Source organism: Clostridium sp. Cult1 (assembly GCF_021655095.1).
In the GTDB taxonomy this organism is placed as follows: Bacteria; Bacillota; Clostridia; order Tissierellales; family Tepidimicrobiaceae; genus Schnuerera.
On sequence record NZ_PPXW01000001.1, the window covers coordinates 1,436,993 to 1,458,601 of the forward strand.

26 protein-coding genes, 1 other RNA gene and 1 pseudogene are annotated in these 21,609 nt (G+C 31.2%); 12 read left to right on the forward strand and 16 right to left on the reverse strand.

What is annotated here, in order from left to right; genetic code table 11:
• Positions 1–126: signal recognition particle sRNA large type (gene ffs / locus C3E89_RS07105), an RNA gene on the forward strand.
• Between the two features lie 80 nt (positions 127–206).
• Here ffs and C3E89_RS07110 read toward each other — a convergent pair.
• Genes C3E89_RS07110 through C3E89_RS07125 form a run of 4 tightly spaced genes read right to left on the reverse strand, consistent with a single transcriptional unit; the run spans position 207 to position 4,175 of the window.
• On the reverse strand, positions 207–647 hold the full coding sequence (locus tag C3E89_RS07110; protein ID WP_236911759.1) for a flagellar protein FliS: 441 nt from the start codon (positions 645–647) through the stop codon (positions 207–209).
• A gap of 12 nt (positions 648–659) precedes the next feature.
• Positions 660–1,607 carry a flagellin N-terminal helical domain-containing protein gene (locus C3E89_RS07115; protein WP_236911760.1) on the reverse strand — a complete coding sequence of 316 codons (948 nt, stop codon included), beginning with the start codon at positions 1,605–1,607 and terminating at the stop codon, positions 660–662.
• A complete protein-coding gene (locus tag C3E89_RS07120; RefSeq protein WP_236911761.1) occupies positions 1,594–1,797 on the reverse strand; it encodes a hypothetical protein in 204 nt (67 codons plus the stop codon). Before C3E89_RS07120 ends, C3E89_RS07115 begins: the two co-directional genes overlap by 14 nt.
• A gap of 8 nt (positions 1,798–1,805) precedes the next feature.
• Positions 1,806–4,175, reverse strand: a complete 2,370-nt coding sequence (locus C3E89_RS07125) for a DUF6240 domain-containing protein (protein ID WP_236911762.1) — start codon at positions 4,173–4,175, stop codon at positions 1,806–1,808.
• A gap of 127 nt (positions 4,176–4,302) precedes the next feature.
• On the opposite strand from C3E89_RS07125, the gene C3E89_RS07130 reads away from it, so the two are divergent.
• From C3E89_RS07130 to C3E89_RS07140, 3 genes are read left to right on the forward strand one after another with little or no spacing between them, the layout of a single operon-like run.
• Positions 4,303–4,749, forward strand: a complete 447-nt coding sequence (locus tag C3E89_RS07130) for a YaaR family protein (protein ID WP_236911763.1) — start codon at positions 4,303–4,305, stop codon at positions 4,747–4,749.
• 19 nt (positions 4,750–4,768) lie between these two features.
• Positions 4,769–5,065, forward strand: a complete 297-nt coding sequence (locus tag C3E89_RS07135) for a phasin family protein (protein WP_236911764.1) — start codon at positions 4,769–4,771, stop codon at positions 5,063–5,065.
• A 45-nt stretch (positions 5,066–5,110) separates the two neighbouring features.
• Entirely contained in the window at positions 5,111–6,691 is a 1,581-nt protein-coding gene (locus C3E89_RS07140) for an ABC1 kinase family protein (RefSeq protein WP_236911765.1), read from the forward strand.
• Positions 6,692–6,729: 38 nt separating this feature from the next.
• On the opposite strand, the gene C3E89_RS07145 is transcribed toward C3E89_RS07140, so the two are convergent.
• Positions 6,730–7,641, reverse strand: a complete 912-nt coding sequence (locus C3E89_RS07145; protein ID WP_236911766.1) for a J domain-containing protein — start codon at positions 7,639–7,641, stop codon at positions 6,730–6,732.
• 210 nt (positions 7,642–7,851) lie between these two features.
• Between C3E89_RS07145 and C3E89_RS07150 the strand changes: the two genes are divergently transcribed.
• Positions 7,852–8,322, forward strand: a complete 471-nt coding sequence (locus C3E89_RS07150; RefSeq protein ID WP_236911767.1) for a DUF2975 domain-containing protein — start codon at positions 7,852–7,854, stop codon at positions 8,320–8,322.
• 11 nt (positions 8,323–8,333) lie between these two features.
• Complete coding sequence (locus C3E89_RS07155; protein WP_236911768.1) at positions 8,334–8,546, forward strand: helix-turn-helix domain-containing protein; 213 nt, start codon at positions 8,334–8,336, stop codon at positions 8,544–8,546.
• A 53-nt stretch (positions 8,547–8,599) separates the two neighbouring features.
• Here the strand turns inward: C3E89_RS07155 and C3E89_RS07160 are convergent, their stop codons facing one another.
• Entirely contained in the window at positions 8,600–8,779 is a 180-nt protein-coding gene (locus C3E89_RS07160) for a hypothetical protein (RefSeq protein WP_236911769.1), read from the reverse strand.
• Between the two features lie 150 nt (positions 8,780–8,929).
• Here C3E89_RS07160 and C3E89_RS07165 point away from each other — a divergent pair, with 150 nt between their 5' ends.
• A complete protein-coding gene (locus C3E89_RS07165; RefSeq protein ID WP_236911770.1) occupies positions 8,930–9,334 on the forward strand; it encodes a helix-turn-helix domain-containing protein in 405 nt (134 codons plus the stop codon).
• A gap of 157 nt (positions 9,335–9,491) precedes the next feature.
• Here C3E89_RS07165 and nagA read toward each other — a convergent pair whose 3' ends face one another.
• The 7 genes and pseudogenes from nagA to C3E89_RS07200 form a co-directional block, all read right to left on the reverse strand.
• A complete protein-coding gene (gene nagA / locus C3E89_RS07170; protein ID WP_236911771.1) occupies positions 9,492–10,664 on the reverse strand; it encodes an N-acetylglucosamine-6-phosphate deacetylase in 1,173 nt (390 codons plus the stop codon).
• Between the two features lie 17 nt (positions 10,665–10,681).
• Positions 10,682–11,212 (reverse strand): annotated as a pseudogene (locus tag C3E89_RS07175) (glucosamine-6-phosphate deaminase); the annotation flags it as partial.
• The gene (locus C3E89_RS07180; RefSeq protein ID WP_236911772.1) at positions 11,146–11,409 is read right to left on the reverse strand and encodes an SIS domain-containing protein; all 264 of its coding nucleotides are present in this window, start codon (positions 11,407–11,409) and stop codon (positions 11,146–11,148) included. The gene C3E89_RS07180 and the pseudogene C3E89_RS07175, both read right to left, overlap by 67 nt.
• Before the next feature lie 5 nt (positions 11,410–11,414).
• A complete protein-coding gene (locus C3E89_RS13315) occupies positions 11,415–11,591 on the reverse strand; it encodes a PRD domain-containing protein (protein ID WP_272876586.1) in 177 nt (58 codons plus the stop codon).
• Between the two features lie 101 nt (positions 11,592–11,692).
• Entirely contained in the window at positions 11,693–11,962 is a 270-nt protein-coding gene (locus tag C3E89_RS07190; protein ID WP_236911774.1) for a metal-sensing transcriptional repressor, read from the reverse strand.
• A gap of 15 nt (positions 11,963–11,977) precedes the next feature.
• The gene (locus tag C3E89_RS07195; RefSeq protein ID WP_236911775.1) at positions 11,978–12,184 is read right to left on the reverse strand and encodes a heavy-metal-associated domain-containing protein; all 207 of its coding nucleotides are present in this window, start codon (positions 12,182–12,184) and stop codon (positions 11,978–11,980) included.
• 22 nt (positions 12,185–12,206) lie between these two features.
• A complete protein-coding gene (locus C3E89_RS07200) occupies positions 12,207–14,576 on the reverse strand; it encodes a heavy metal translocating P-type ATPase (protein ID WP_236911776.1) in 2,370 nt (789 codons plus the stop codon).
• Positions 14,577–14,805: 229 nt separating this feature from the next.
• Here C3E89_RS07200 and C3E89_RS07205 point away from each other — a divergent pair, with 229 nt between their 5' ends.
• The 5 genes from C3E89_RS07205 (at position 14,806) to C3E89_RS13515 (ending at position 19,480) form a co-directional block, all read left to right on the forward strand.
• Positions 14,806–15,030 (forward strand): FeoA family protein, encoded by a 225-nt coding sequence (locus C3E89_RS07205; RefSeq protein WP_236911777.1) that lies wholly within the window; start codon positions 14,806–14,808, stop codon positions 15,028–15,030.
• A gap of 64 nt (positions 15,031–15,094) precedes the next feature.
• Positions 15,095–17,104, forward strand: coding sequence for a ferrous iron transport protein B (gene feoB / locus C3E89_RS07210; protein WP_236911778.1), 2,010 nt, complete (start codon positions 15,095–15,097; stop codon positions 17,102–17,104).
• 18 nt (positions 17,105–17,122) lie between these two features.
• Positions 17,123–17,386, forward strand: a complete 264-nt coding sequence (locus C3E89_RS07215) for a FeoC-like transcriptional regulator (RefSeq protein WP_236911779.1) — start codon at positions 17,123–17,125, stop codon at positions 17,384–17,386.
• 183 nt (positions 17,387–17,569) lie between these two features.
• A complete protein-coding gene (locus tag C3E89_RS07220; RefSeq protein WP_236911780.1) occupies positions 17,570–19,024 on the forward strand; it encodes a nicotinate phosphoribosyltransferase in 1,455 nt (484 codons plus the stop codon).
• 327 nt (positions 19,025–19,351) lie between these two features.
• Positions 19,352–19,480: an aspartyl-phosphate phosphatase Spo0E family protein gene (locus C3E89_RS13515; protein WP_442870609.1), complete on the forward strand. Its 129-nt coding sequence runs from the start codon at positions 19,352–19,354 to the stop codon at positions 19,478–19,480.
• A 96-nt stretch (positions 19,481–19,576) separates the two neighbouring features.
• Here C3E89_RS13515 and C3E89_RS07225 read toward each other — a convergent pair whose 3' ends face one another.
• From C3E89_RS07225 to C3E89_RS07235, 3 genes are all read right to left on the reverse strand, one after another.
• Positions 19,577–20,020 (reverse strand): Hsp20/alpha crystallin family protein, encoded by a 444-nt coding sequence (locus tag C3E89_RS07225; protein WP_236911781.1) that lies wholly within the window; start codon positions 20,018–20,020, stop codon positions 19,577–19,579.
• Between the two features lie 223 nt (positions 20,021–20,243).
• Positions 20,244–20,597 (reverse strand): DUF1622 domain-containing protein, encoded by a 354-nt coding sequence (locus tag C3E89_RS07230; RefSeq protein WP_236911782.1) that lies wholly within the window; start codon positions 20,595–20,597, stop codon positions 20,244–20,246.
• A 176-nt stretch (positions 20,598–20,773) separates the two neighbouring features.
• On the reverse strand, positions 20,774–21,609 hold an 836-nt coding region (locus tag C3E89_RS07235; RefSeq protein WP_236911783.1), incomplete at its 5' end, for a sodium-dependent transporter.

The window sequence follows — 21,609 nt, forward strand, 5'->3', positions numbered from 1 at the left end:
AATAAGTGGCGTTGACGAATGGGTCCTGCGCAACGAAAATCTATGAACCCCGTCAGGTCCGGGAGGAAGCAGCGGTAAGTAGACACTTTCGTGTGCCGTAGGGGTGCCTGTTCTGAGTTAACTGTTTAGGTAACGCCTGGGGTATAACGACGAAGCTGGGTGCACGGTTACATAGAAAAATAGCTGTGGAAAATTCCACAGCTTTTTTATCCTTGAAAACTTCTATTTTTTCCTAAGGTATATTCATCTAAATTATTTTTCCCATATGTAAGGCCTGTTACTGCTTTTGGTTTTTCTTTTATTTCTAGTTCTTTGAAGCCTTCTAATATAGGTGTTAGTATTTTTATATTGGTTTCAAATAGGGATGAATCCTTTTTTATTTCTCCTTCTGTTATGGTCCTGTTGATGTAAATATTAATTTCACGTAAAGTTGAAGATATTTCATCATTTCCACTGAATTGAACTGTTAATTCCGTTAATATAGCCCTAGAGTTATTGTTTAACTCTTTTATTATATCGTAGTTCTCATCTTTTATGGCAGAGACACAACTCTTAGAGTTCTCTATTAGCCTTTCAAATAGTATGGCTACTAGGCCAGCTTCGTTAGTGGTAGAAATCCTCTTTTTTAATTCTTGAGTATCCCTCATCTATATCATCTCCTATTGTAATAATTGGAGCATTGTTTGAGGCAGTTGGTTAGCTTGAGAAAGCATAGCCACACCTGCTTGTTGTAATATATTCAATTTGACGAATTCGCTCATCTCAAGAGCCATATCTGCGTCTTCTATTCTTGACTTGGCTGCCGTTAGGTTTTCTGCTGTATTGTCTACATTTCTTATAGTGTGTTCTAGTCTATTTTGATAGGCTCCTAGTTGGGAACGATGAGAGGCTACTCTTTTTACTGCATCATCATAAATGGAAATTGCGTTACTAAACTTTTCTGAATCTAATCCACTATTAACTTCAAAGCCAATGATATTATCGCCACTTTTTGTTGCCTTTATTATTTCATTGGTAATCTTTAACCCTTTAGCCCCAGATCCAACCTCATCTGTAACGGTTACATTTATACTAGACATATCAATATCGATATATTGATCTTCATTAGCTCCTATTTGAAGCCTTAATTCTGTGATAGGTTCCGTTGTTCCAGATGTCCCACCTGAACCACCTACTTGTTTAGTTCCTAATTCTCCCTTCAACAAATATATCCCATTAAAAGTAGTTTCCTTACCTATCTTGTCTATCTGTTCCGTTAATTCCTTTAATTCATTGGCTATGGCTTTTAAATCATCTTCTTCATATATTCCATTAGCTCCTTGTACCGCCAGCTCTCTCATCCTTTGTAGCATGGCATGGACTTCGTTTAATGCTCCTTCTGCTGTTTGGAGTAAGGATATGCCATCTAAGGAGTTTCTTGAGGCTTGTCTAAGACCTCTTACCTGTGCCTCCATTTTCTGTGATATGGCTAACCCTGCTGCATCATCTGAAGCCTTATTAATCCTTTTTCCTGATGATAGTCTTTCTAAAGTCTTTTCCAAGCTATTATTGGTTATTCCTAACATCCTATGAGTATTTAATGCTGGTATATTATTATTTATCCTCATTTTTTTCTCCCTCCATTTTATTTACATTTTCTATAAAGGATAAGGTTTCTCCAAGAATTTGGAATAATTCTTTAGGAACCTTTTCAATATTTTCTATGGCAAATTCTTCTTTTATGTCTATTTTGTTTTCAATCTTCTTTTTTTCATAAGCCTTTTTCAATTGTTTTTTTGAAATTAACCGTATTTTCATGTTCTCACCTAAAGAATATTATTTGGTTTGAATTTTTCTAAAACATAACCAATTTTCTCTAGTCTTTCTTTAAGCATGTTTTCATTTCCCTTAATTAACTCAATATTAGCTGTGTTAAACTCTACATATATCTCTTCATCTTTTACTTCTAAGTTAAGTTTTATCTGTCCTAGGTTTTTCATATTCATATTAAGATAAAATACCATATTGTTTTTTTGGATTCCTTTTTTTATATTAGGGATTATTAAATTAATGTTATTGTATCCTTCCTCTGTAATAACTGGTAATTGAAGGACTAAATCGTCTTTATATATTTGATATTGGAGATTTAAATAGTCTTCCATTTCTTTTAAATTGTCTTCCCTTCCTTTATCATTAAAATTAGAAGAATTACTTAAATCTTCAAAAACACTTATAGTTTCTTTAAGGTTTTCCTTAACTTCCTCTTTCCCTTTTTTGAGAGAATTTGAAAACTCCTTTATTTTATTTTCTAGTATTTCAATTTTCCCTTTTAATTCTTCACTATATTTACTCTTATTGATCAAAAGATTATTAAATATATTACCTATACCTTTTCCATTATTTAAAATGGAATCTATATTGTTCAACTGATTTATAGACATATTTAGATGATTTTTCATTATTATAGGTATTAAGGAATTCTCCTTCCCCTTAAGGTATTTTATTTCATTGACTAATCTTTGAGTTTCCCTATATCTGTTTACCTTTTTATCTATATATTGGTTTAACTCTTCCATAGGCATATGCTCTAGGGCTACCCCTTCTTTGACACTCATCTTTATCAAGTTTAATGTAGTATTGGATTTAGCATTTAAATATTCCTGTCTAATCAAACTTTCTTCTGCTTTAGCTATTGGTTCTACTATAATCTCATTTTTTGTATTTAATTCTAAATAAGAATCATATAGATTGTTTAATGTTATAGTATTAAATCTTTTGGAAGCAAAAGCTATGGTGTTAGAATCCAGTTCTCCTAATGTATTGAATATATTTGTAATAGTTCTGGCTTTTTCTACAGTTTTTCCATTTAATCCTTGATCTAAATTAGTGGTTGTAGATATTATCTCCTTCAAATTCTCTATTTTAAAATCTTCTTCATCTTTAATCAGTTGGATCAGTTCCCTATCTGTAATGTTTTTTAGGTTCTCTATTTCCTTTAATAGATTAAAAGATTTTTCTAAATCCACCTTTTGTTCCATATCTGTTTTATCCTTAGCCTTATCTAATAAAACGGATATTTCCTCTTTCAATAAATCTATTCCTTCTTCTATTAATAAAGCTACTCTTTCTTCATCTAAAATATTAATTAACTCTTTTAAATTGGATTTCATATTCGATAATTTTTGATAATTATCCAATGTTACCTCTACTCCATTTAATAGGAACTCTCTTATTATTTGTATGTTTTCTCCCTTTGCCTCTAAATTTAAATCTTTCAATATCCTTAATATATATTCTAACGAATCCTCTTTTTCTATAGTAAATTGCTCATATAAAGGGGATATAGTATTTTTATCTATGTTTTTACTGTTATAGGAGTGTTTGTATTTATATAGACTTTCAATATTAAAAGGTAAATCCTCTTTGAAAAATTTTACAAAGGTTTCGTCATTATAATCTTTTAGATCATAGAGCTTGTCTATTACTTCCATAACCTTATGGATATTTTCTCTATTTATTGGAATTTTTTCATTATGTAAGGCTATAATACTATCATAAACATCCTTCCCCATTTTCCTTCCATATATCTCTTCTGCTATGATTTCTGCTTCTTTATAACTTAGTTTTCTATCAAGGCCTATTAGCTCTTTAAAGGATATCCCTCTTTTTTCATTCTTTATTTCAATTAAATTTTCTGCAATTTTTTGTAGAGAGTCCTCTTTTAAATCTATACCTTTATCTATCAATTTGATGCAAGAATCAAAGTCAATATTTTCTATTATTTCCTCTAAACATTTTTTAGACATGAAAAAGGTCTCTAAGTTTTCTTTGGTTACTGGGATCTCATTATCGACTAGATACTCTATCCCTTTTTTAGTTTCCTCTGTATCCTCTAATCCTATTCTCTTTATTATTTCCTTAAAATTTATAGAATTAATCTTTTCTTCCTCTTTTTCATCTACCTTCATGGATAATATATTTTCTTTATCTATTGAAACTTTTTTCCCTACTGCCTGCTTGATTTCTTCTTTCAGTCGCAATGAATATATTATTTTTTTGTCTTCAACAGTTTTCTCAATTTTTATGTCTTTGCCCTTTTTATCTACTATAATACCTTCTACATCATAAAAAAGAGTAGGCTTTAAACCATAAGCATTTATTATATTTTCTTTCGAACTTAAATTTATAGCTTCCATTTAACCATCCTCATATAGTGATTTCATTTACTATATCGACAAAAGTTTTAGTAATCTTTAAGTAAATATTATATTTTCATATATATTGCCGATAGTATATAATAGAATAGTAAGGGAGAGTGAACTTATGGCAAGGATAGAAAAGGTTGGTATAAATAATATCCAACAAATTGATAAAATAAGACCTACTAATAAGAAGGAAATCCATAAAACCTTTAAGAATAAGTTAATGGAAGTAGAGCAAGAGCATATTCGAGACCAACTAAAGATTTTATACGATAAGATAGAAGTTCAATCTGAAAAACTTAGAGACAAATTATTTATCGAAGATTTAGTTCAATATAAAAAATTAGTAAAAGAATTTTTAGATGTGACCGTAAACAATTCCCATGTTTTTTATAAAGAAAATTCTTTGGATAGAAGAGGCCGCCATAGGGTATATTCTTTAGTAAAGAAAGTCGATAATGAATTAGATGAATTGACCAAGGATTTTCTAAGTATAGAAAATAATAGGATAAAAATATTAAGAAGATTAGATGATATTAGAGGTTTGCTTTTAGACATTCTTACATAATATGAAAGGAGGGTTGAAAATGGAAGATGTTTTTAAAAAAGTATTTTTTGCTGGTATAGGTACTTTAGCCTTAACCTATGAAAAAGCCAATGAACTTGTAAAAGATTTAGTGGAGAAAGGCAAAATTACTGTAGATCAAGGAAAGCAATTAAATGAAGAGCTTAAAAGGGTAGTAAAAGATAATGATCCAAATGCCCAAAATATAGCAAATATTGAAATGAATATTAAAACCTATTTAGATGGTTTAAATTTAGCAACTAAAGAAGATATAGATAATATAAATAAAAGAATAGATGAATTAGAGAAAAATATTTAATATGGGGGGATAGACCATCTTGAGCATACAAGATGGTTTCTTAATATGGATAATAACTATACTAAAAAGAGATTTAAAGAGATTATGTCTGTAGCTCTAAAACATGGTTTCAAAAATGGAATAGGAGATCCAAAGGAACTAAGATTGGCACTGGAAGAGCTAGGACCTTCCTTCGTTAAAATTGGCCAGATATTATCTACCAGGCCGGATATACTCCCAATAGAATATATAAATGAATTCCAAAAATTGCAGGATGATGTGAGCCCTGAAGAATTTTCTATTATGAAGGAAGTTATTGAATTTGAATTAAAGGGTTCTATTGACGAATTGTTTATAGACTTTAAAAAAACTCCTATTGCTTCTGCCTCCTTATCAGAAGTATATTTAGCCAGATTGAAGACGGGGGAAAAAGTTGTAGTAAAAGTTCAAAGACCTTTTGTAAAGGAAAAAATGTTATCGGATATTCAAATATTAAAAAAGCTATCTCCTTTTATCAATTTTACTGCTACAGGTGAAATAGTAGACATGAAAAAGGTGGTAGATGAACTTAGTAATGCTGCTGAAAAGGAATTAAATTTTATTGAAGAGATGAAAAATATAGTTAAGTTTGCTGAAAATAATACAAATGTGAAGTTTGTGACAGTTCCTAAAGTCTACGAAGAATATTGTACTTCTAAAGTTTTAGTAATGGATTATATATCTGGAATAAAAATTGATAATATAGATAAATTAAAAGAAGTAGGTTACGATATCCATGATATAGCCACTAAAATAACTTATAATTATTTTAAGCAGGTTTTTGAGGATGGATTTTTTCATGCTGATCCCCACCCCGGAAATATATTGATCTATAAAAATACTATTAGCTATATAGATTTTGGCTTAATGGGCAATTTAAGTTTGGGTTTGAGAAAAAAATTAAATGATTTTTTAGAGGGAGTTACCACAAGGGATATTGAATTAATGACTAAATCTATTTTGAAAATCGGTATAAAAAAAGGTCCTCTAGATTTAAACCGACTATATAAGGATATAGAAATATTATATAGTACTTATATAGATGAAGCTATCCATGATTATGATATTCCCCAAATATTAGAAGAAGTTATGGTGGTCTGCAGAAAAAACAACATAAATATGCCCCATAATATTACCCTCTTAGTTAAAGGAATGATGACCCTTCAAGCAGTATTGGCAAAAATAGATAAGGATTTGACTTTAATGGAAATAGCTATCCCATATTTTAAAGATAAAATGATAAGAGAGAAGTTTGAAAACTTTGATTTAACTCAAATGGCAGCTTTTTTGTATTCTTCAATTAAGTCAACCTTCCAATTGTCCACTAAAGTTTTAGATATTATCAATGCAGGACTAGAAGGAAGGCTGAAACTGAATCTGGAACTTAAAGATATGGAGGAAAACTTCAATGAAATAAACCGAATGGTAAACAGGCTTATATTTGCCATAATTGTTGCAGGATTATTGGTAAGCTCTTCTTTAGTTATAAATGCCAATGTAGGTTTAAAAATATACGGCATTTCTTCTATAGGAATTCTTGGATATTTAGGGGCAGGATTAGCTGGATTATTGCTATTGATTTCAATAATAAGGTCAGGAAAGCTATGATAATTCACAGTTCAAAATGCAGGATTCACAATTATTTTTTAATTTCCCTTTGCTCCTTGTCCCTTGGCCTGACTTTTCCTCAATTGCTCATAGAGTTTTCTTTGATCCTCCGTTAATCTAGGTGGATTGACTATATTGATTTCTACATATAAATCCCCTATATTTCCCTTCATATCTCTATAACCTTTTTTAGGTATTCTTATTTTTTTGCCTCCTTCCATATTTTCTGGAACCTTTACCTTGATTTTATCCTCTAAGGTTTCTACTACTACTGTAGTCCCAAAAGCTGCATCCCAAGGGTATAAATCTATCTTCTTATATATATCTAGACCTTCTAGTCTTAAACTTTCATCTTTAAGAAATTTTACTTTTATATATATCTCTCCATCTATTCCTGCTTTTTCCCCTTTAATCTTTATTTTTTTCCCGGGCAATATTCCTTTAGGTACTTTTATCGACAAGGATTTAGTATCATTTCCAATTCTAAAGGATAAAGTCTTATTTGTACCCTTATATCCTTCCGCTATGGTTATATAGATTTCAGATTCATATTTCTGGGGATTAGGTTTGCTGCCAAATATATCTTCTCCAAAATTATGACCTCCAAAAAACATATTAAAGAAATCACTAAAACCTCTACCAGCACCCCTTGTAGAGTAAGTGTATCTTCCATTGCCGAAATTTTGAAATCCAAATTGGGAAGGGTCGAAATTTTGGCCATGACTGAAATTATAACCGGTGCCAAAAGTATCATATTTTTTCCTTTTATTTTCATCTCCCAATACTTCATAAGCTTCGTTTATATCTTTAAACTTTTCTTGAGCTTCTTTATTGCCCTGATTTAAATCAGGATGGTACTTTTTAGCTAATTTTCTATAAGCTTTCTTTATTTCATCTGTACTTGCATTTTTATCTACTCCTAAAATTTTGTAATAATCTTTATACTGCATAAACTACCACCTCTAAAATAATTTCTGACCTTGTCTGACCTTCGTTATTATTATAATCCTTTTTATGTAAAAAATCAACATCATATTAATTATTATGGTTTTGCCCTATGAATTTATTTATAGATTTTTATTGTTTTTCGATAATTTATTATTGACTTACGGTAATTTTTAGAATATATTTAAAGTATAGATAAAAAAGGAGGGGGTAAAATGAAAAGTAAAAAGAATATAATAAAGGTTTTAAAAATTTCTATAGATATATCTTTTTGGTTAATACTTATTTTAGTATTATTTTCCTCTATTGAATCATATAAAGGATCCAACAAAGCAGAAAGTGTTTTAGTACTTCACACTATTCTTAGGCTTATACTGGGAGGAGCAATCTTATATATTCTGTATTCCTTAAAAAAAATCATCTTAACAATAGAAGATAAAAAACCCTTTGATTATAAAAATGTAAAAAGATTCAACCATATTTCCAAATCCATTTTCTTATTCGGATTAATTCAAAGTATTAATAAACTGCCTTCGCAAAAGGGTTTCTTGCTAGTAGGTATATCCAATTTTAACATTCATGCAGATATTTTAATCTATATAATACTTGGATGTTTAGCCTTGGTTCTAGGTGAGGTATTTAAACTAGCTATTGAGATAAAAGATGAAAATGACTTAACTATATAGGGGTGTATAATATGGCTATTATTGTAAATTTAGATATTATGATGGCAAAAAGAAAGATGTCTTTAATGGAATTGGCAGAAAGAGTAGGTATCACCAATGCTAATCTATCTATATTAAAAAACAACAAGGCCAAAGCCATAAGGTTTTCTACTTTAGAAGCAATTTGTAGAGAGTTAGAATGTCAACCTGGTGATATATTGGAATATAGGGAAAGGTCTTCTTAATTAGTCCTAATTAAGAAGACCTTTCCCTATTCATTATAAAAAGAAACTAGTCCTTATACTAGTTTCTTTTTATTAGGCCTATTTTCTCCTTGTTCATACCCTTCCATCTTCCAATACTCCAACAATAGGGAATCCAATTCTTTACTTAATTTCTCTATTTCCTCCCAATTCTTCTCCTTAGCATTTAATTGTTCATCTAATAGATTTCTTAATCTATTAATCCTGAAAATCAAATTGCTCCCCCCTAAGATCTAATTCAAAACTAATTGTCCTTATTTAATAGCATAATATTTTTTATGCTATTTGGCAAATATTTTTTTATGCCATATGCCAATTTAGATATAGAGGATAAAATATTAAAGTTAACATAAGGGAGTGACATAATGGGTAATAAAGAAAAATTAAATTTTAAAGAGATAGGTTCAAGAGTAAGATTGGAAAGAGAAAAACTGGATTTAACGAGAGAGAAATTTGCAGAAATCGTTGGATTATCATCTTATTACATAGGCCAAATCGAAAGAGGAGATAGGAAGATGAGTGTTGAAACTTTAGTTAATATTGCTAATGCTCTTCATGTGTCCGTTGACTATCTTCTTAATGGCTCAAATTTACATACTGAAAAATCAGAAATTGAAAAGAACTTTTCAGTGCTAGAAACTCCATATAATAGTTATAATCCATCCGATGATTTACAAGAATTGCTTTCTATTTTAACCCGCTGCTCAAATAGAGAAATATCCTTGATAAAAGATATAACTAAGCTAATCCTTCCTTATCTAGTGAAATGAATTTTCTACTATATTAGGCAAACCCTTTTTGTGTTAAATCATAAAAAGGGTTTGCTTTTATAAAAAATAGGAAAGTTCTATTTATAAAATATTAAATAAAAAGAACTTTCCCTAAAGTTTTCCTAATAACGATTTGATACAAGCTTTTCTTATATTTCTATTTAAAATTTCTTACCTTCCCTTTAACCATAGCCTTTAGTATATTTAAATCATCATCAAAAATGATTAAATCTGCATCTTTTCCTATTTCAATACTTCCTTTCTTATTATCCACTCCAATTGCTCTAGCAGGATTTAAACTTGCCATTCTTACTGCATCTTCAAGGGGAATGTTGACCATATGGACCATATTATATACAGCTTTATTTAAAGTAAGGGTTGAACCTGCTAGGGTTCCATCTTCTAATCTTGCTGCCCCTTCTTTTACATATACATCCTGTCCCCCAAGTTCATATTTGCCATCTTCTAAGCCTGTGGCCATCATGGCATCGGATATTAATATAATGCCATCTTTACCTTTCATTTTCACCGCTAAATCCATAGCTCCTACATGTAGGTGGATACCATCACATATCATTTCACAGGCTACTCTTTCGTCTGTCAATACTGCTCCTATTACGCCTGGTTCCCTATGGGAATAAGCCCTCATTCCGTTGTAAAGATGAGTTGCTTGTGTTATGCCTAAATCTATACCTGACTTAGCTTCATCAAAGGTCCCATTGGTATGGCCTGCTGATATGGTTATGCCTTTTTCTTTTAAATATTTTATTGCTTCTTTAGCTCCTTCTATTTCAGGTGCTAAAGCTACTATCTTAATAGTGTTTTTAGAAAGTTCTATTAAGTTTTTTATTTCCTCTAAATCTGGATTCTTTATATATTGGGGTGGTTGGGCTCCTTTTTTCTCCATAGAAAAATAGGGCCCTTCTAAATATACTCCTAAGACCTGAGCTTTTACATCCCTATTATTTTCACCATCATTAACATATTCTCCAATATTTTTCACAGCTTTTTTTATTTTATCCGCTTCTTCTGTCATAGTTGTGGCTAAAAAGGATGTTACACCTTTTTTAATGTGGAAATCCGCTATAATATCTAATGCTTCATAGGTTCCTTCCATAGCATCGTGACCAAAATTTCCATGGTTATGAAGATCTATAAACCCTGGAGATAAATATTTACCTTCTCCATCTATGATTTTATCATAAGATTCTTCATTGTATATTTCTCCATTAAATATATCGGCAATCTTACCATCTTCAATGACTAAACTACTACCTTTTTTTATTTCATAAGGAGTAATAATATTTGTATTTTTAATTAATGTCTTCATTATATACACCTCTGTTTCTATAAAGTTTTTTTGTATAACTCTGCTGCTTCTTTATCCATTATTACTGTTACATCTGGATGTAATAATAATAAGGATGCTGGAAGTCTAGTGGTGACTTTATCTCCTTTAAGTAATTCTCCCATTACTTCTGCCTTATTCTTTCCATTTGCCATAAGGATTATCTTTTTTGCCTTCATTATTGTTCCTAATCCCATGGTTATTGCTTTTGTAGGGACCTTGTCTATAGAATCAAAAAATCTTGAATTAGCCTCTATAGTATCTTTAGTTAAATCTGTTAAATGGGTAGAAAGTACTAACTCCTCATCTGGTTCATTAAAAGCTATATGTCCATTTCTCCCTATGCCTAATATTTGAATATCTATGCCACCTTGTTCTTCTATCATTTTATCATATATTTTACCATATTCATTAGGATTCTTAACTAATCCATCTGGCACATAGGTATTTTGTTTTTCAATATTTATATGTTTAAATAAAGTATCCTCCATAAAATACCTGTAGCTTTGATGGTCTTCTGGAGATAGACCATATCTATTACTAAATCTGCTAATTCAAATAATCTTTTGCCACTTTCATGTCTTGATTCTACGCTTTGTGAATGTTTTAAGGAAGTTAAAGCTATTACATATATTCCTTTTTCCTTAGCTAGCATTGCCATTTCTACTGGTACAGCATTTCTTCCTGAGTTTGATACTATTACTATAATATCCCCCTCATTTCCCAACCTCCCTATAAAGTCTTATTTATAATATTACTGGCTTCAAGACTTATCTTATATTCTTCAGGATATAGAAGTTTAATTTCATTAATAAATGGATTATTTACATCCATCCCTTGTCTCATCCTTTCTATAGAAAAACCAAGAAAAGGCTCCCAATAGAGCCCCTCTTGGTTAATGCCTGACAAACTTTATCGGTAACACACCTAGTATTCTATTTTTACAACGAAATTGCAACGTATAGTTATTATTTTGTCAATAAATCTGTAAAAAGAATTTTTATCGATTATTATTTTATATATTTATCTATGATAGTAATTATTTCTTCTATCTTTTCTTCTCCTTCTTCTTCTCCTTCTAATATAGCATCCTTTACACAAGACCTAATATGAGAGTTTAATACGTCTATATTGGCTTTCTTTAGCAGGGCTATGGAAGATAAAATCTGCGTAGATACATCTACACAATATCTATCTTCCTCTATCATCTTGATTATTCCGTCGATTTGGCCCCTCACGGTTTTCAATTTCATAGCTGCCTTCTTTTTTCCTTCATTCATAAGATCACCTACTATTTATTTAATTTCTACAACATCATAACCTGCCTCTTCTACTGCGTCTCTTAGAACTTCCTCTACTAAGTCATTTCCTGAAACCTCTACCTTCTTAGTATCTAAATTTACATCTACATTAGATACTCCTTCTACTTCCTTCAATGCATTGGTAACTGCCATTACACAGTGGTTACATGACATACCTTCTACTAACATGATTTTTTTCATTATTATTCATCTCCCTTGTTTATTATTTAAAACTTCTAAGTCTCAATGAGTTAGTAACTACAGATACTGAACTAAATGCCATAGCTGCCCCTGCTATCATCGGATTTAAAAATCCTAAAGCTGCAAAGGGGATACCTATTGAATTATAGAAAAAGGCCCAAAACAAATTTTGTTTAATAGTCCTCATAGTTCTATGACTAAGTCTAATTGTTGTAACTATACCCATTAAATCTCCCCTCATAAGGGTAATATCTGCTGCTTCCATAGCTACATCTGTTCCAGTTCCTATGGCAAATCCTACATCTGCTGCCGCTAAAGCTGGAGCATCATTAATTCCATCTCCTACCATGCCTACATGTTTTCCCTTTGCTTTTATATCCTCTACTACCTCAGCTTTATTTTCTGGCAATACCTCTGCTAGAACATTATCTATTCCAACTCTTTTAGCTATAGCTTTAGCAGTTCTTTCATTATCTCCAGTAATCATATATACTTCTAATCCCATGTCTTTTAATTCTTCTATTGCTTTTCTAGAGCTTTCCTTAACTTGATCTGCTACAGCTATTATACCTGAAAGCCTTCCATCTATTCCTATTATCATAGCAGTTTTGCCTTCTTGTTCCAACCTAGTAAGTTCTACTTCTGCCTGTTCAATATCAATGCCAAACTCTAACATTAGCTTTCTATTACCTATATAAATTACCTTTCCTTCTAAGTTAGCCTTTAGACCTTTCCCTGGTATGGCCATAAAGGTTTCAGGTTCTGTTAGCATTAGTAATTCTTCTTCCCCTTTTTTTACAATAGCTTGACCTAAAGGGTGTTCAGAACTTTTTTCAACTGTAGCAGCTATTCTTAAAAGTTCATCTCTGTCTATGGAGCTATATGTTAATATATCAGTAACTTCTGGTTCTCCTTTTGTAATGGTACCTGTTTTATCAAATACTATAGTCTCCATCTTATGGGTTCTTTCTAAATGCTCTCCTGATTTAATAAGTATTCCATTTTCAGCACCTTTTCCTGTGCCTACCATTATGGCAGTAGGTGTAGCTAAACCTAGGGCACAGGGGCATGCAATTACTAAAACTGCTACTGCGTTAATAAGGCCTGTATTGAAACTTCCTTGGATTAAATAGAAACCTATAAAGGTTATGGCTGCTATAACTACTACTACAGGAACAAAAATACCAGAAATCTTATCTGCTAATCGTTGTACTGGGGCTTTGGACCCTTGAGCATCTTCTACCAATTTAATTATTTGTGATAGGACTGTATCCTTTCCTATTTTTGTAGCTTCAAATTTAAAAGAGCCAAATTTATTGATAGTTGCCCCTATTATTTCATCTCCTACAGTTTTATCTACGGGAATGCTTTCTCCAGTTATCATAGATTCATCTATGGAAGAATGACCTTCAGTAATAACTCCATCTACTGGAATCCTCTCTCCTGGTCTTACTACTATAATATCACCTATATTTACCTTTTCTATTGGTATATCCTTCTCTACACCATCTCTAATAACTCGAGCTGTCTTTGGTTGCAATCCCATCAATTTCTTTATTGCTTCTGAAGTCTTACCTTTAGCTACTGCTTCAAAGGTTTTACCTAATAATATTAATGTGATGATTACTGCTGATGCCTCAAAATAGTATTCATGTACTCCGGTTATTACATTATATAGACTATAAAAGTAAGCTGCAGAAGTACCCATAGAAACTAATACATCCATATTGGCTCCCCCGCCTCTTAATGAGTTGAAGGCTCCTTTATAGAATCTATATCCAATAATAAATTGAACAGGAGTTGCTAATAATAGTTGAAAATATCCATTTGTAAGGATGTTCTCTTTTCCTGCCATATGGAAAAACATAGCTGAAAAAAGAGGCAAGCTCAGGATCGCTGATAGAATGAAAGAAGTCTTAAGAGATTTTATCTCTTTTTCTCTTAACTCTTTTTCCCTATCTCTATCTACTTCTTTTTCTATTTCAGCCTTATAACCGGCTTTTTCAACTGTCTTAATAAGAATTTCATCCTCTATAGCTCCGGAAGGAAATTCTACAATAGCCTTATTAGTAGATAGGTTAACATTGGCCTTTACTACTCCCTCCAATTTATTTAAAACCTTTTCTACTCTAGAAGAACATGCTGCACAGGTCATGCCTTCTATTAGCAAAGTTTTTTTGACTAAAGGCACTTCATAGCCTGTTTTTTCTATGGTTTTAATTAATTGATCTACATTTATTTTATCCATATCAAATTCAATAGTGGCTTTTTGTGAAAGTAAATTTACTGAAGAAGCTATAACACCTTCCTGTTTACCAATAGCCTTTTCTACCCTTGATGAACAGGCTGCACAGGTCATACCCAAAACATCTATAGTAACTTTTTTATTCATAATTTAATCAACTCCTCCTTTCGTTACCACCCCTCCCCAGGGGTGCCTATTTTTAGTATATACCAATTATTCATTTTTGTAAATAGACTTTGTTAGAATTTTCTATTCCCATAAGATATATTTTTTCCTCAGAAAATAATATTACCCTAAACTATTGCAATTCTATCAAAATTATATTATTATATTGATAGCGATTATCATTTACGTAAAAGTAGAAAGGAGAACAGCCATGGCAAGTACATCTTTAATCCAGCTAAATCCTGGAGATAATGGAAAGGTTGAAAAAATATATGCTGGATGGAATGCTACCAAGAGACTATATGAAATGGGTTTAAATACTGGTGCTAAGTTTCAAGTTATTAAAAATGATACAGGCCCTATAATCCTTTCTCTATCAGGCAATAAAATTGCTATAGGTAGAGGCTTAGCAGAAAAAATTATGGTAAATGAATGAAAGCGAATCCTTTTTAGCCTTTCATCGATAATGACTATCATTCTTATTAAGGGGGAGATTTTAATTGAGTACTATAGCTTTAGTTGGTAATCCTAATAGTGGTAAAACTACCTTGTTTAATGCCCTAACAGGATCTAATCAACATGTAGGAAATTGGCCTGGTGTTACTGTTGAAAAAAAAGAAGGCAATTTGAAGTTTAATGAAAAAACATATAATATAGTTGACTTACCTGGAACCTATAGTCTAGGTGCCTTTTCTGAAGATGAAATAGTGGCAAGAGATTTTATTTTAAAGGGCAATCCTAATATTGTCATTAATGTGGTAGATTCCACCAATATTGAAAGAAATCTATACTTAACTACTCAACTACTGGAAATGGGAGCTAAGGTAGTTGTAGCCTTAAATATGATAGATGAGGCCAAAGCAAGAAATATTGACGTTGACATTGAAGCTCTTTCAAAGAAATTAGGTACCCCTGTAGTTCCTACTGTGGCTTCTAAAAGGAAAGGAATAGATGAACTTGTTAGGAAATGTATTGAATTAATGGATGATGATACGGATTATAAAGCACATATTAGCTATGGAGATAATATTGATAAAGAAGTAGAAAAATTGAAAGATTTTTTGAGTGATAAAAACTTAGAATATCCTACCCAATGGATCGCTATTAAACTTCTTGAGGGTGATGAATATGTCCATGAACTTATTAGAAGTAATGAAGATTTAAATTCTTCTACTGACCTTATAAATACAATCCATAGATTTAAACAAAATAGAGAAGATTATGAGTTGGAAATCATAGATAAAAGATATGAATTTATCAGTAGTATAACTAATGTTACGGTAAAAACACCTGAATCTCCTAATGAGACGCTAACGGATAAAATAGATAAGATACTAACCCATAAGTATCTAGGGTTACCTATATTTGGTATTATTATGTTTATAGTATTCCAACTAACATTTACTGTTGGAGAAGATTTATTTGGAGGATTGATGGCAAGTGGTATAGAATTTTTAGGAGAATTTATAGAAAGTTTTCTTATTAGGATAAATGCTTCTGATTGGATTGTATCCTTCGTAACGGAAGGGCTTATTGGAGGAGTTGGAGCAGTTTTAGAATTTATACCTCTTATTGTAATATTGTATATGTTAATGGGTTTTTTAGAAGACAGTGGTTATATGGCTAGAGCTGCTTATGTAATGGATAATATTATGAGAGCCTTAGGCCTTCAAGGTAAAACCTTTATATCTATGATAGTAGGTTTTGGATGTAATGTTCCTGGAATAATGTCTACTAGAACTTTGGAGGATAAAAAGGATAGGATGATCGCCACCTTAATAAATCCCTTTATGTCCTGTGGAGCAAAGCTTCCAATTTATTTAATATTCATTGCAGCCTTCTTCCCTAATAACGGAGGACTAGTTTTATTTTTAATCTATTTTTTAGGCATAGCAATGGCATTATTAATGGGAAAAATATTTAGTAAGACCCTATTTAAAGGTGAATCTTCCTATTTCATAATGGAATTACCACCCTATAGATTACCTACCCTTAGAAATGTTCTAAGAAATATGTGGGATAATGTATCAGGATTTTTAAAAAGAGCTGGAACTACAATTTTTGCTGTAATCACAATACTATGGATTCTATCTGTACTTCCTCTTGGAGTTGAGCCCTATAGCCAGGATAGTATATTGGGAAAGATCGGAATGATTATAGCCCCTATATTTAAACCTGCTGGATTTGGTACATGGCAGGCTGCTGTAGGTTTATTTGCGGGAATAGCTGCTAAAGAAGCTGTTATTGCAACTTTAGGTATGGTCTATGCTGGTGTAAGTGAAGGAACGGCTCTTGTAGCTGCAATCCAACAAGTTTTCACTCCTTTAACAGCTGTATCCTTTATGGCAATGACTTTACTATATACACCTTGTGCTGCTACTATAGGTACAATAAAAAAAGAAACTAATTCAAATAAATGGGCAATATTTACTGCAGTTTATACTTTTGCAATTGGTTGGTTAATGGCCGTATTAATATTCCAGATTGGTAAACTTTTAGGCTTTAGCTAAACTTAAGGAGATGGTATTTTGTTAAGGGAAGTGTTAAAAGAAATTAAGGATGCTGATTATATCTCTAAATCTAATATAGCTTTAAAATTAAATAAAAGTGAAAGTTTAATAGAAGATGCCTTTTCTCAACTAATTAGGATGGGATATATCAGACAAAATGATAATAGTATTACTAATTGCGATATAGGATGTGGCAATTGCCCTTATGCTAGTTCTTGTAATAAAACTTATATTAAATCTATTATAATTACTGAGAGAGGAAAAAAACTATTAAATAGGTAAACCCTTCAAAATTATAAAACCCTGCAGGCGGAAGAGCTAATATTATCGGCAGTTCTTTCGCCTATTTTTGTTAAACCATTAACTACCAATTTTGTTTGACTCTTTTGTTGAAATTTCTTTGTTTTAAGAATATAATTATTGTAACATCTATTTAAAACGATTAAAGATAAAGGAGATATTATAATGACCAACATTGATTGGAAAGAAAAGAAAAATTTAACCATGTTAGCAGATTTCTACGAATTCACTATGGCTAATGGTTATTTTGAAAATGGTATGAAGGATAGGATTGCATATTTTGATATGTTTTTTAGGGCAATACCTGACGATGGTGGATTTGCTATAATGGCAGGAGTGGAACAACTCATAGAGTACTTAAAAAGTCTTAAATTTTCAGAAGAGGATATCGAATATTTTAGATCAAAAAATATGTTTAGTGAAGAATTCTTAGATTACTTAAGAAATTTTGAATTTAAATGTGATGTATGGGCTATCCCTGAAGGAACTCCTATATTCCCTAAAGAACCTATTGTAATAGTAAGGGGCCCTATAATTCAAGCACAAATTATTGAGACTATGGTTCTATTAACTATTAATCATCAAAGCCTTATTGCTACAAAAGCTAATAGAATAGTTAGAGCTGCTGACGGTCGTACAGTAATGGAATTTGGATCTAGAAGAGCTCAAGGATATGAAGGTGCTATTTTAGGTGCAAGAGCTGCCTATATTGGTGGTGCTGTAGGTACTGCATGTACCATTGTAGATAGGGATTTTAGTATTCCTGCCCTAGGTACTATGGCTCATAGCTGGATTCAAATGTTTCCTACTGAATTAGAAGCCTTTAAAGCTTATGCAAGGGTTTACCCAGATAATTGTGTCCTATTAGTAGATACCTACAATGTTTTAAAATCCGGTGTTCCTAATGCCATAAAAACATTTGACGAGGAAATAGTTCCAAGAGGTTTTAGGCCAAAAGGAATTAGACTGGATAGTGGTGATATTGCCTATCTTTCTAAGGAAGCACGAAAAATGTTAGATGAAGCTGGATATGAAGACTGTCCTATTGTAGCCTCTAGTAGTTTAGATGAGTATGTAATAAGGGATCTATTGAACCAAGGTGCAAGAATAGACTCCTTTGGAGTAGGCGAAAGACTAATTACTGCTAAATCAGAACCAGTTTTTGGTGGTGTATATAAACTAACAGCTGTAGAACGAAATGGAGAAATAATACCTAAGATAAAGGTAAGTGAAAATGTGGGTAAAATCACTACTCCTGGTTTCAAACAATTATATAGGCTATTCGATAAAAAATCGGGTAAGGCTATTGCGGATGTAGTCACTTTACATGATGAAGTAATCGATGAAACCAAACCTTATGAAATATTCCATCCTTTATTTACTTGGAAGAGGAAAACCTTAACAAACTTTTATGCAAAAAAATTGCTAGTACAATTATTTGATAAAGGAAACCAGGTATACCAAAGTCCACCTATTGATGAAATTAGAAACTATTGTCAAGAGCAAATCAACACCTTATGGGATGAAGTTCGTAGATTTGAAAATCCTCATGAATATTTTGTTGATTTGTCTAAACCCTTATGGGATATAAAGGACAGATTGTTAAAAGAATATAAATAATCTCTATTTCATACATCTATTTACAACTCATATATAATGCAAAAGAGTCGGATTTTTTTCCGACTCTTTTCTAATTTAATCTTCTTTCAAAATCTTTATATTTTCATAACAAAGTTATTACATCTATTTCCGTTAAAAGTATCATTAAGCTATAAATATAAGTCAATCTATAAACTTTCACTTTCATTGGATAAATAAACTTCCTTTTTCTACCCTTTTCTTCATTTTATAGTAGAATTATCATAAGTACGGAGGCGGATCTAAATATTTTGTTGAAAGAGGTGCTTTTCTATCGAAAAATTTGATTTAGCTGAGTTAAAAGCTGAAATTGAAAAAGTAAGAGAACAACTCCATAAATTAATTAATAATGAAAATTCCAATTTAACAGATAAAAATATCGTAGCATTAAGCCAATTACTGGACAAGCTTGTGTATAAATATTACAGCATAAAATAAATATTCATAAATGATAGATTCGCCTTTGTACTTTTACCATATAGTCTTTATAGCTTTTTTTCAAACGAAAATAGGCACCTAAGTGCCTATTTTCGTCTACTCAATAGGTATTCTATTTTCCTTTGAGGAAGTTCCTTCCTTTTTAGGTAATCTTACTCGAAGAATTCCATTTTCAAATTTAGCTTTTATCTTGTCTTGCTCTACATCATCTACATAGAAACTTCTTTTAAAGGAACCATATCGTCTTTCTCTTCTAATATAATTTTCTCTTTCTTCATTTAGTTCTTCTTTTCTCTCTACAGAAATTGTTAAAATATCATCTTTAATTTCAAGGCAGATATTATCTTTATTTGCTCCTGGTAGTTCTGCTTCTAATATATATTCTTTGTCTTTTTCCTTTATATCTACTTTCATTGGATAATAAGAAGATGTTATGTCATCAAATTCTTCTAGCATGGTATCGAATATTCTGTCAAAGTCCCATCCCCATCTTCTTGATAAACCTCCTGTTCTTCCTCTAAAAGGTGTAATTCCAAACATACTATCAACCTCCATTTGATCTTAAACTTTGACTTACTTTGACCTTCAACTAATAATATATCATCCACTTTAATAATATTCAATTCCAGAGAATTATGTTAACCATATACTATCTCCATTTATGTTTAATATTCTTTCTTTTTCTTGCCTTTTCTCAATTTTTTTGCTTTATTTAAATTTTAAACGGAGAATTTTTTCTCCGTTTAATGAGCTAGAATTTATATTAAGCATTAGCTTCTTTGCTAGTAATCTCTTTCTTTTCTCTAGCGTCTACTTCCCAATGGATTACAAAGCTTATGATAATCCTTAAAAAGGTTATAGCTGCTAATATTAAAAATTCATCTAAGGTTCTTATTATTACTGTCTTAAGTATCTCCGCTGCAAGTTTGAACTCTAAACTAAGGGCAAGGGCTTTAGCCAGTTCAATCTTCAAGTTTTCGTTTCCAAAATCAAATCCACTTTTAACAAAGCCTATAATGGCTTTTATAGATGCAACAGTAATTATTATTACACCTATTGTTTCTAAAAAACCCGTAATATAAGGTATAAATAATTCTAAGAATGATTCAATATACAATTTTTTTTCCTCCTTTAATATATGTCTTTTCATTTGTAAAGTTTATTGTTGTATCCTTATAATAATATTTTATCAGAAAAAATTATTTACAGGTAAAATAAATTAATATCTTATCATGGTTAATGGGACAGAAGTCTCTGTCCCATTTATAATTAAAATATATTATTGAAGCCTTACTATAATATCCATCTTTGAATAATTCCAGAAATAAACACTATTAATATAGCTAGTGGAGATACTATTTTAAATAAAAAGGTTAAAGCTTTCAAATATTTAACTTGAATAGTTCCATTATTGCTTAATTGATTTTCAACAATCTTCCTATCTAGTCTCCACCCAACAAATACAGAACTTATAAGTGCAGAAATAGGTAGGAAGAAATCTGCAGTTAAATTATCTAAGAAGTCAAAGAAATTATATCCCCGTATAGTAAGGCCTGATAAGGAACCATTGGATAAGGAGGCTAATATACCAACTAATGTAATTGCAATTGTTGTTAAAACTGTCGCCTTTACCCTTTCCATATTAAATCGTTCAATTACATAGGCTACTACAGCCTCTAATAAGGATATAGTAGAAGTTAAGGCAGCCAGAGCTAATAATCCAAAAAACATGATAGCAAATAGATATCCTCCAGGCATCTGCCCAAATACATTGGGTAGAGTTATAAATACCAATCCAGCTCCACTACCTGGTTCAATATTGAATGCAAATACCGCTGGGAATATAGCTATTCCAGCTAATAATGCTATAAATGTATCTGCAATACTAATTTTTAACGAAGTTGGTCCTAACTTTTCTTCTTTAGGAATATAAGAACCATAAGTTATCATAATACCCATACCTAAACTTAAAGAAAAGAAAGCGTGACCTAAGGCAGCTAAAATCCCTTCTCTTGTTAGTTTACCAAAGTCTGGTTTGAATAAAAATTCAAGTCCTTCTATTCCTCCTGATAGAGTAACAGATCTAATATCCAATATTATTATTAATACTAATAATAGAGGTATTAATA

What these genes read in the sequence shown, in the direction of transcription:
- C3E89_RS07110 (WP_236911759.1), bottom strand. Translation starts at nt 647, where the DNA reads ATGAGGGATACTCAAGAATTAAAAAAGAGGATTTCTACCACTAACGAA.
- C3E89_RS07115 (WP_236911760.1), bottom strand. Translation starts at nt 1,607, where the DNA reads ATGAGGATAAATAATAATATACCAGCATTAAATACTCATAGGATGTTA.
- C3E89_RS07120 (WP_236911761.1), bottom strand. Translation starts at nt 1,797, where the DNA reads ATGAAAATACGGTTAATTTCAAAAAAACAATTGAAAAAGGCTTATGAA.
- C3E89_RS07125 (WP_236911762.1), bottom strand. Translation starts at nt 4,175, where the DNA reads ATGGAAGCTATAAATTTAAGTTCGAAAGAAAATATAATAAATGCTTAT.
- C3E89_RS07130 (WP_236911763.1), top strand. Translation starts at nt 4,303, where the DNA reads ATGGCAAGGATAGAAAAGGTTGGTATAAATAATATCCAACAAATTGAT.
- C3E89_RS07135 (WP_236911764.1), top strand. Translation starts at nt 4,769, where the DNA reads ATGGAAGATGTTTTTAAAAAAGTATTTTTTGCTGGTATAGGTACTTTA.
- C3E89_RS07140 (WP_236911765.1), top strand. Translation starts at nt 5,111, where the DNA reads ATGGATAATAACTATACTAAAAAGAGATTTAAAGAGATTATGTCTGTA.
- C3E89_RS07145 (WP_236911766.1), bottom strand. Translation starts at nt 7,641, where the DNA reads ATGCAGTATAAAGATTATTACAAAATTTTAGGAGTAGATAAAAATGCA.
- C3E89_RS07150 (WP_236911767.1), top strand. Translation starts at nt 7,852, where the DNA reads ATGAAAAGTAAAAAGAATATAATAAAGGTTTTAAAAATTTCTATAGAT.
- C3E89_RS07155 (WP_236911768.1), top strand. Translation starts at nt 8,334, where the DNA reads ATGGCTATTATTGTAAATTTAGATATTATGATGGCAAAAAGAAAGATG.
- C3E89_RS07165 (WP_236911770.1), top strand. Translation starts at nt 8,930, where the DNA reads ATGGGTAATAAAGAAAAATTAAATTTTAAAGAGATAGGTTCAAGAGTA.
- nagA (WP_236911771.1), bottom strand. Translation starts at nt 10,664, where the DNA reads ATGAAGACATTAATTAAAAATACAAATATTATTACTCCTTATGAAATA.
- C3E89_RS07190 (WP_236911774.1), bottom strand. Translation starts at nt 11,962, where the DNA reads ATGAATGAAGGAAAAAAGAAGGCAGCTATGAAATTGAAAACCGTGAGG.
- C3E89_RS07195 (WP_236911775.1), bottom strand. Translation starts at nt 12,184, where the DNA reads ATGAAAAAAATCATGTTAGTAGAAGGTATGTCATGTAACCACTGTGTA.
- C3E89_RS07200 (WP_236911776.1), bottom strand. Translation starts at nt 14,576, where the DNA reads ATGAATAAAAAAGTTACTATAGATGTTTTGGGTATGACCTGTGCAGCC.
- C3E89_RS07205 (WP_236911777.1), top strand. Translation starts at nt 14,806, where the DNA reads ATGGCAAGTACATCTTTAATCCAGCTAAATCCTGGAGATAATGGAAAG.
- C3E89_RS07220 (WP_236911780.1), top strand. Translation starts at nt 17,570, where the DNA reads ATGACCAACATTGATTGGAAAGAAAAGAAAAATTTAACCATGTTAGCA.
- C3E89_RS07225 (WP_236911781.1), bottom strand. Translation starts at nt 20,020, where the DNA reads ATGTTTGGAATTACACCTTTTAGAGGAAGAACAGGAGGTTTATCAAGA.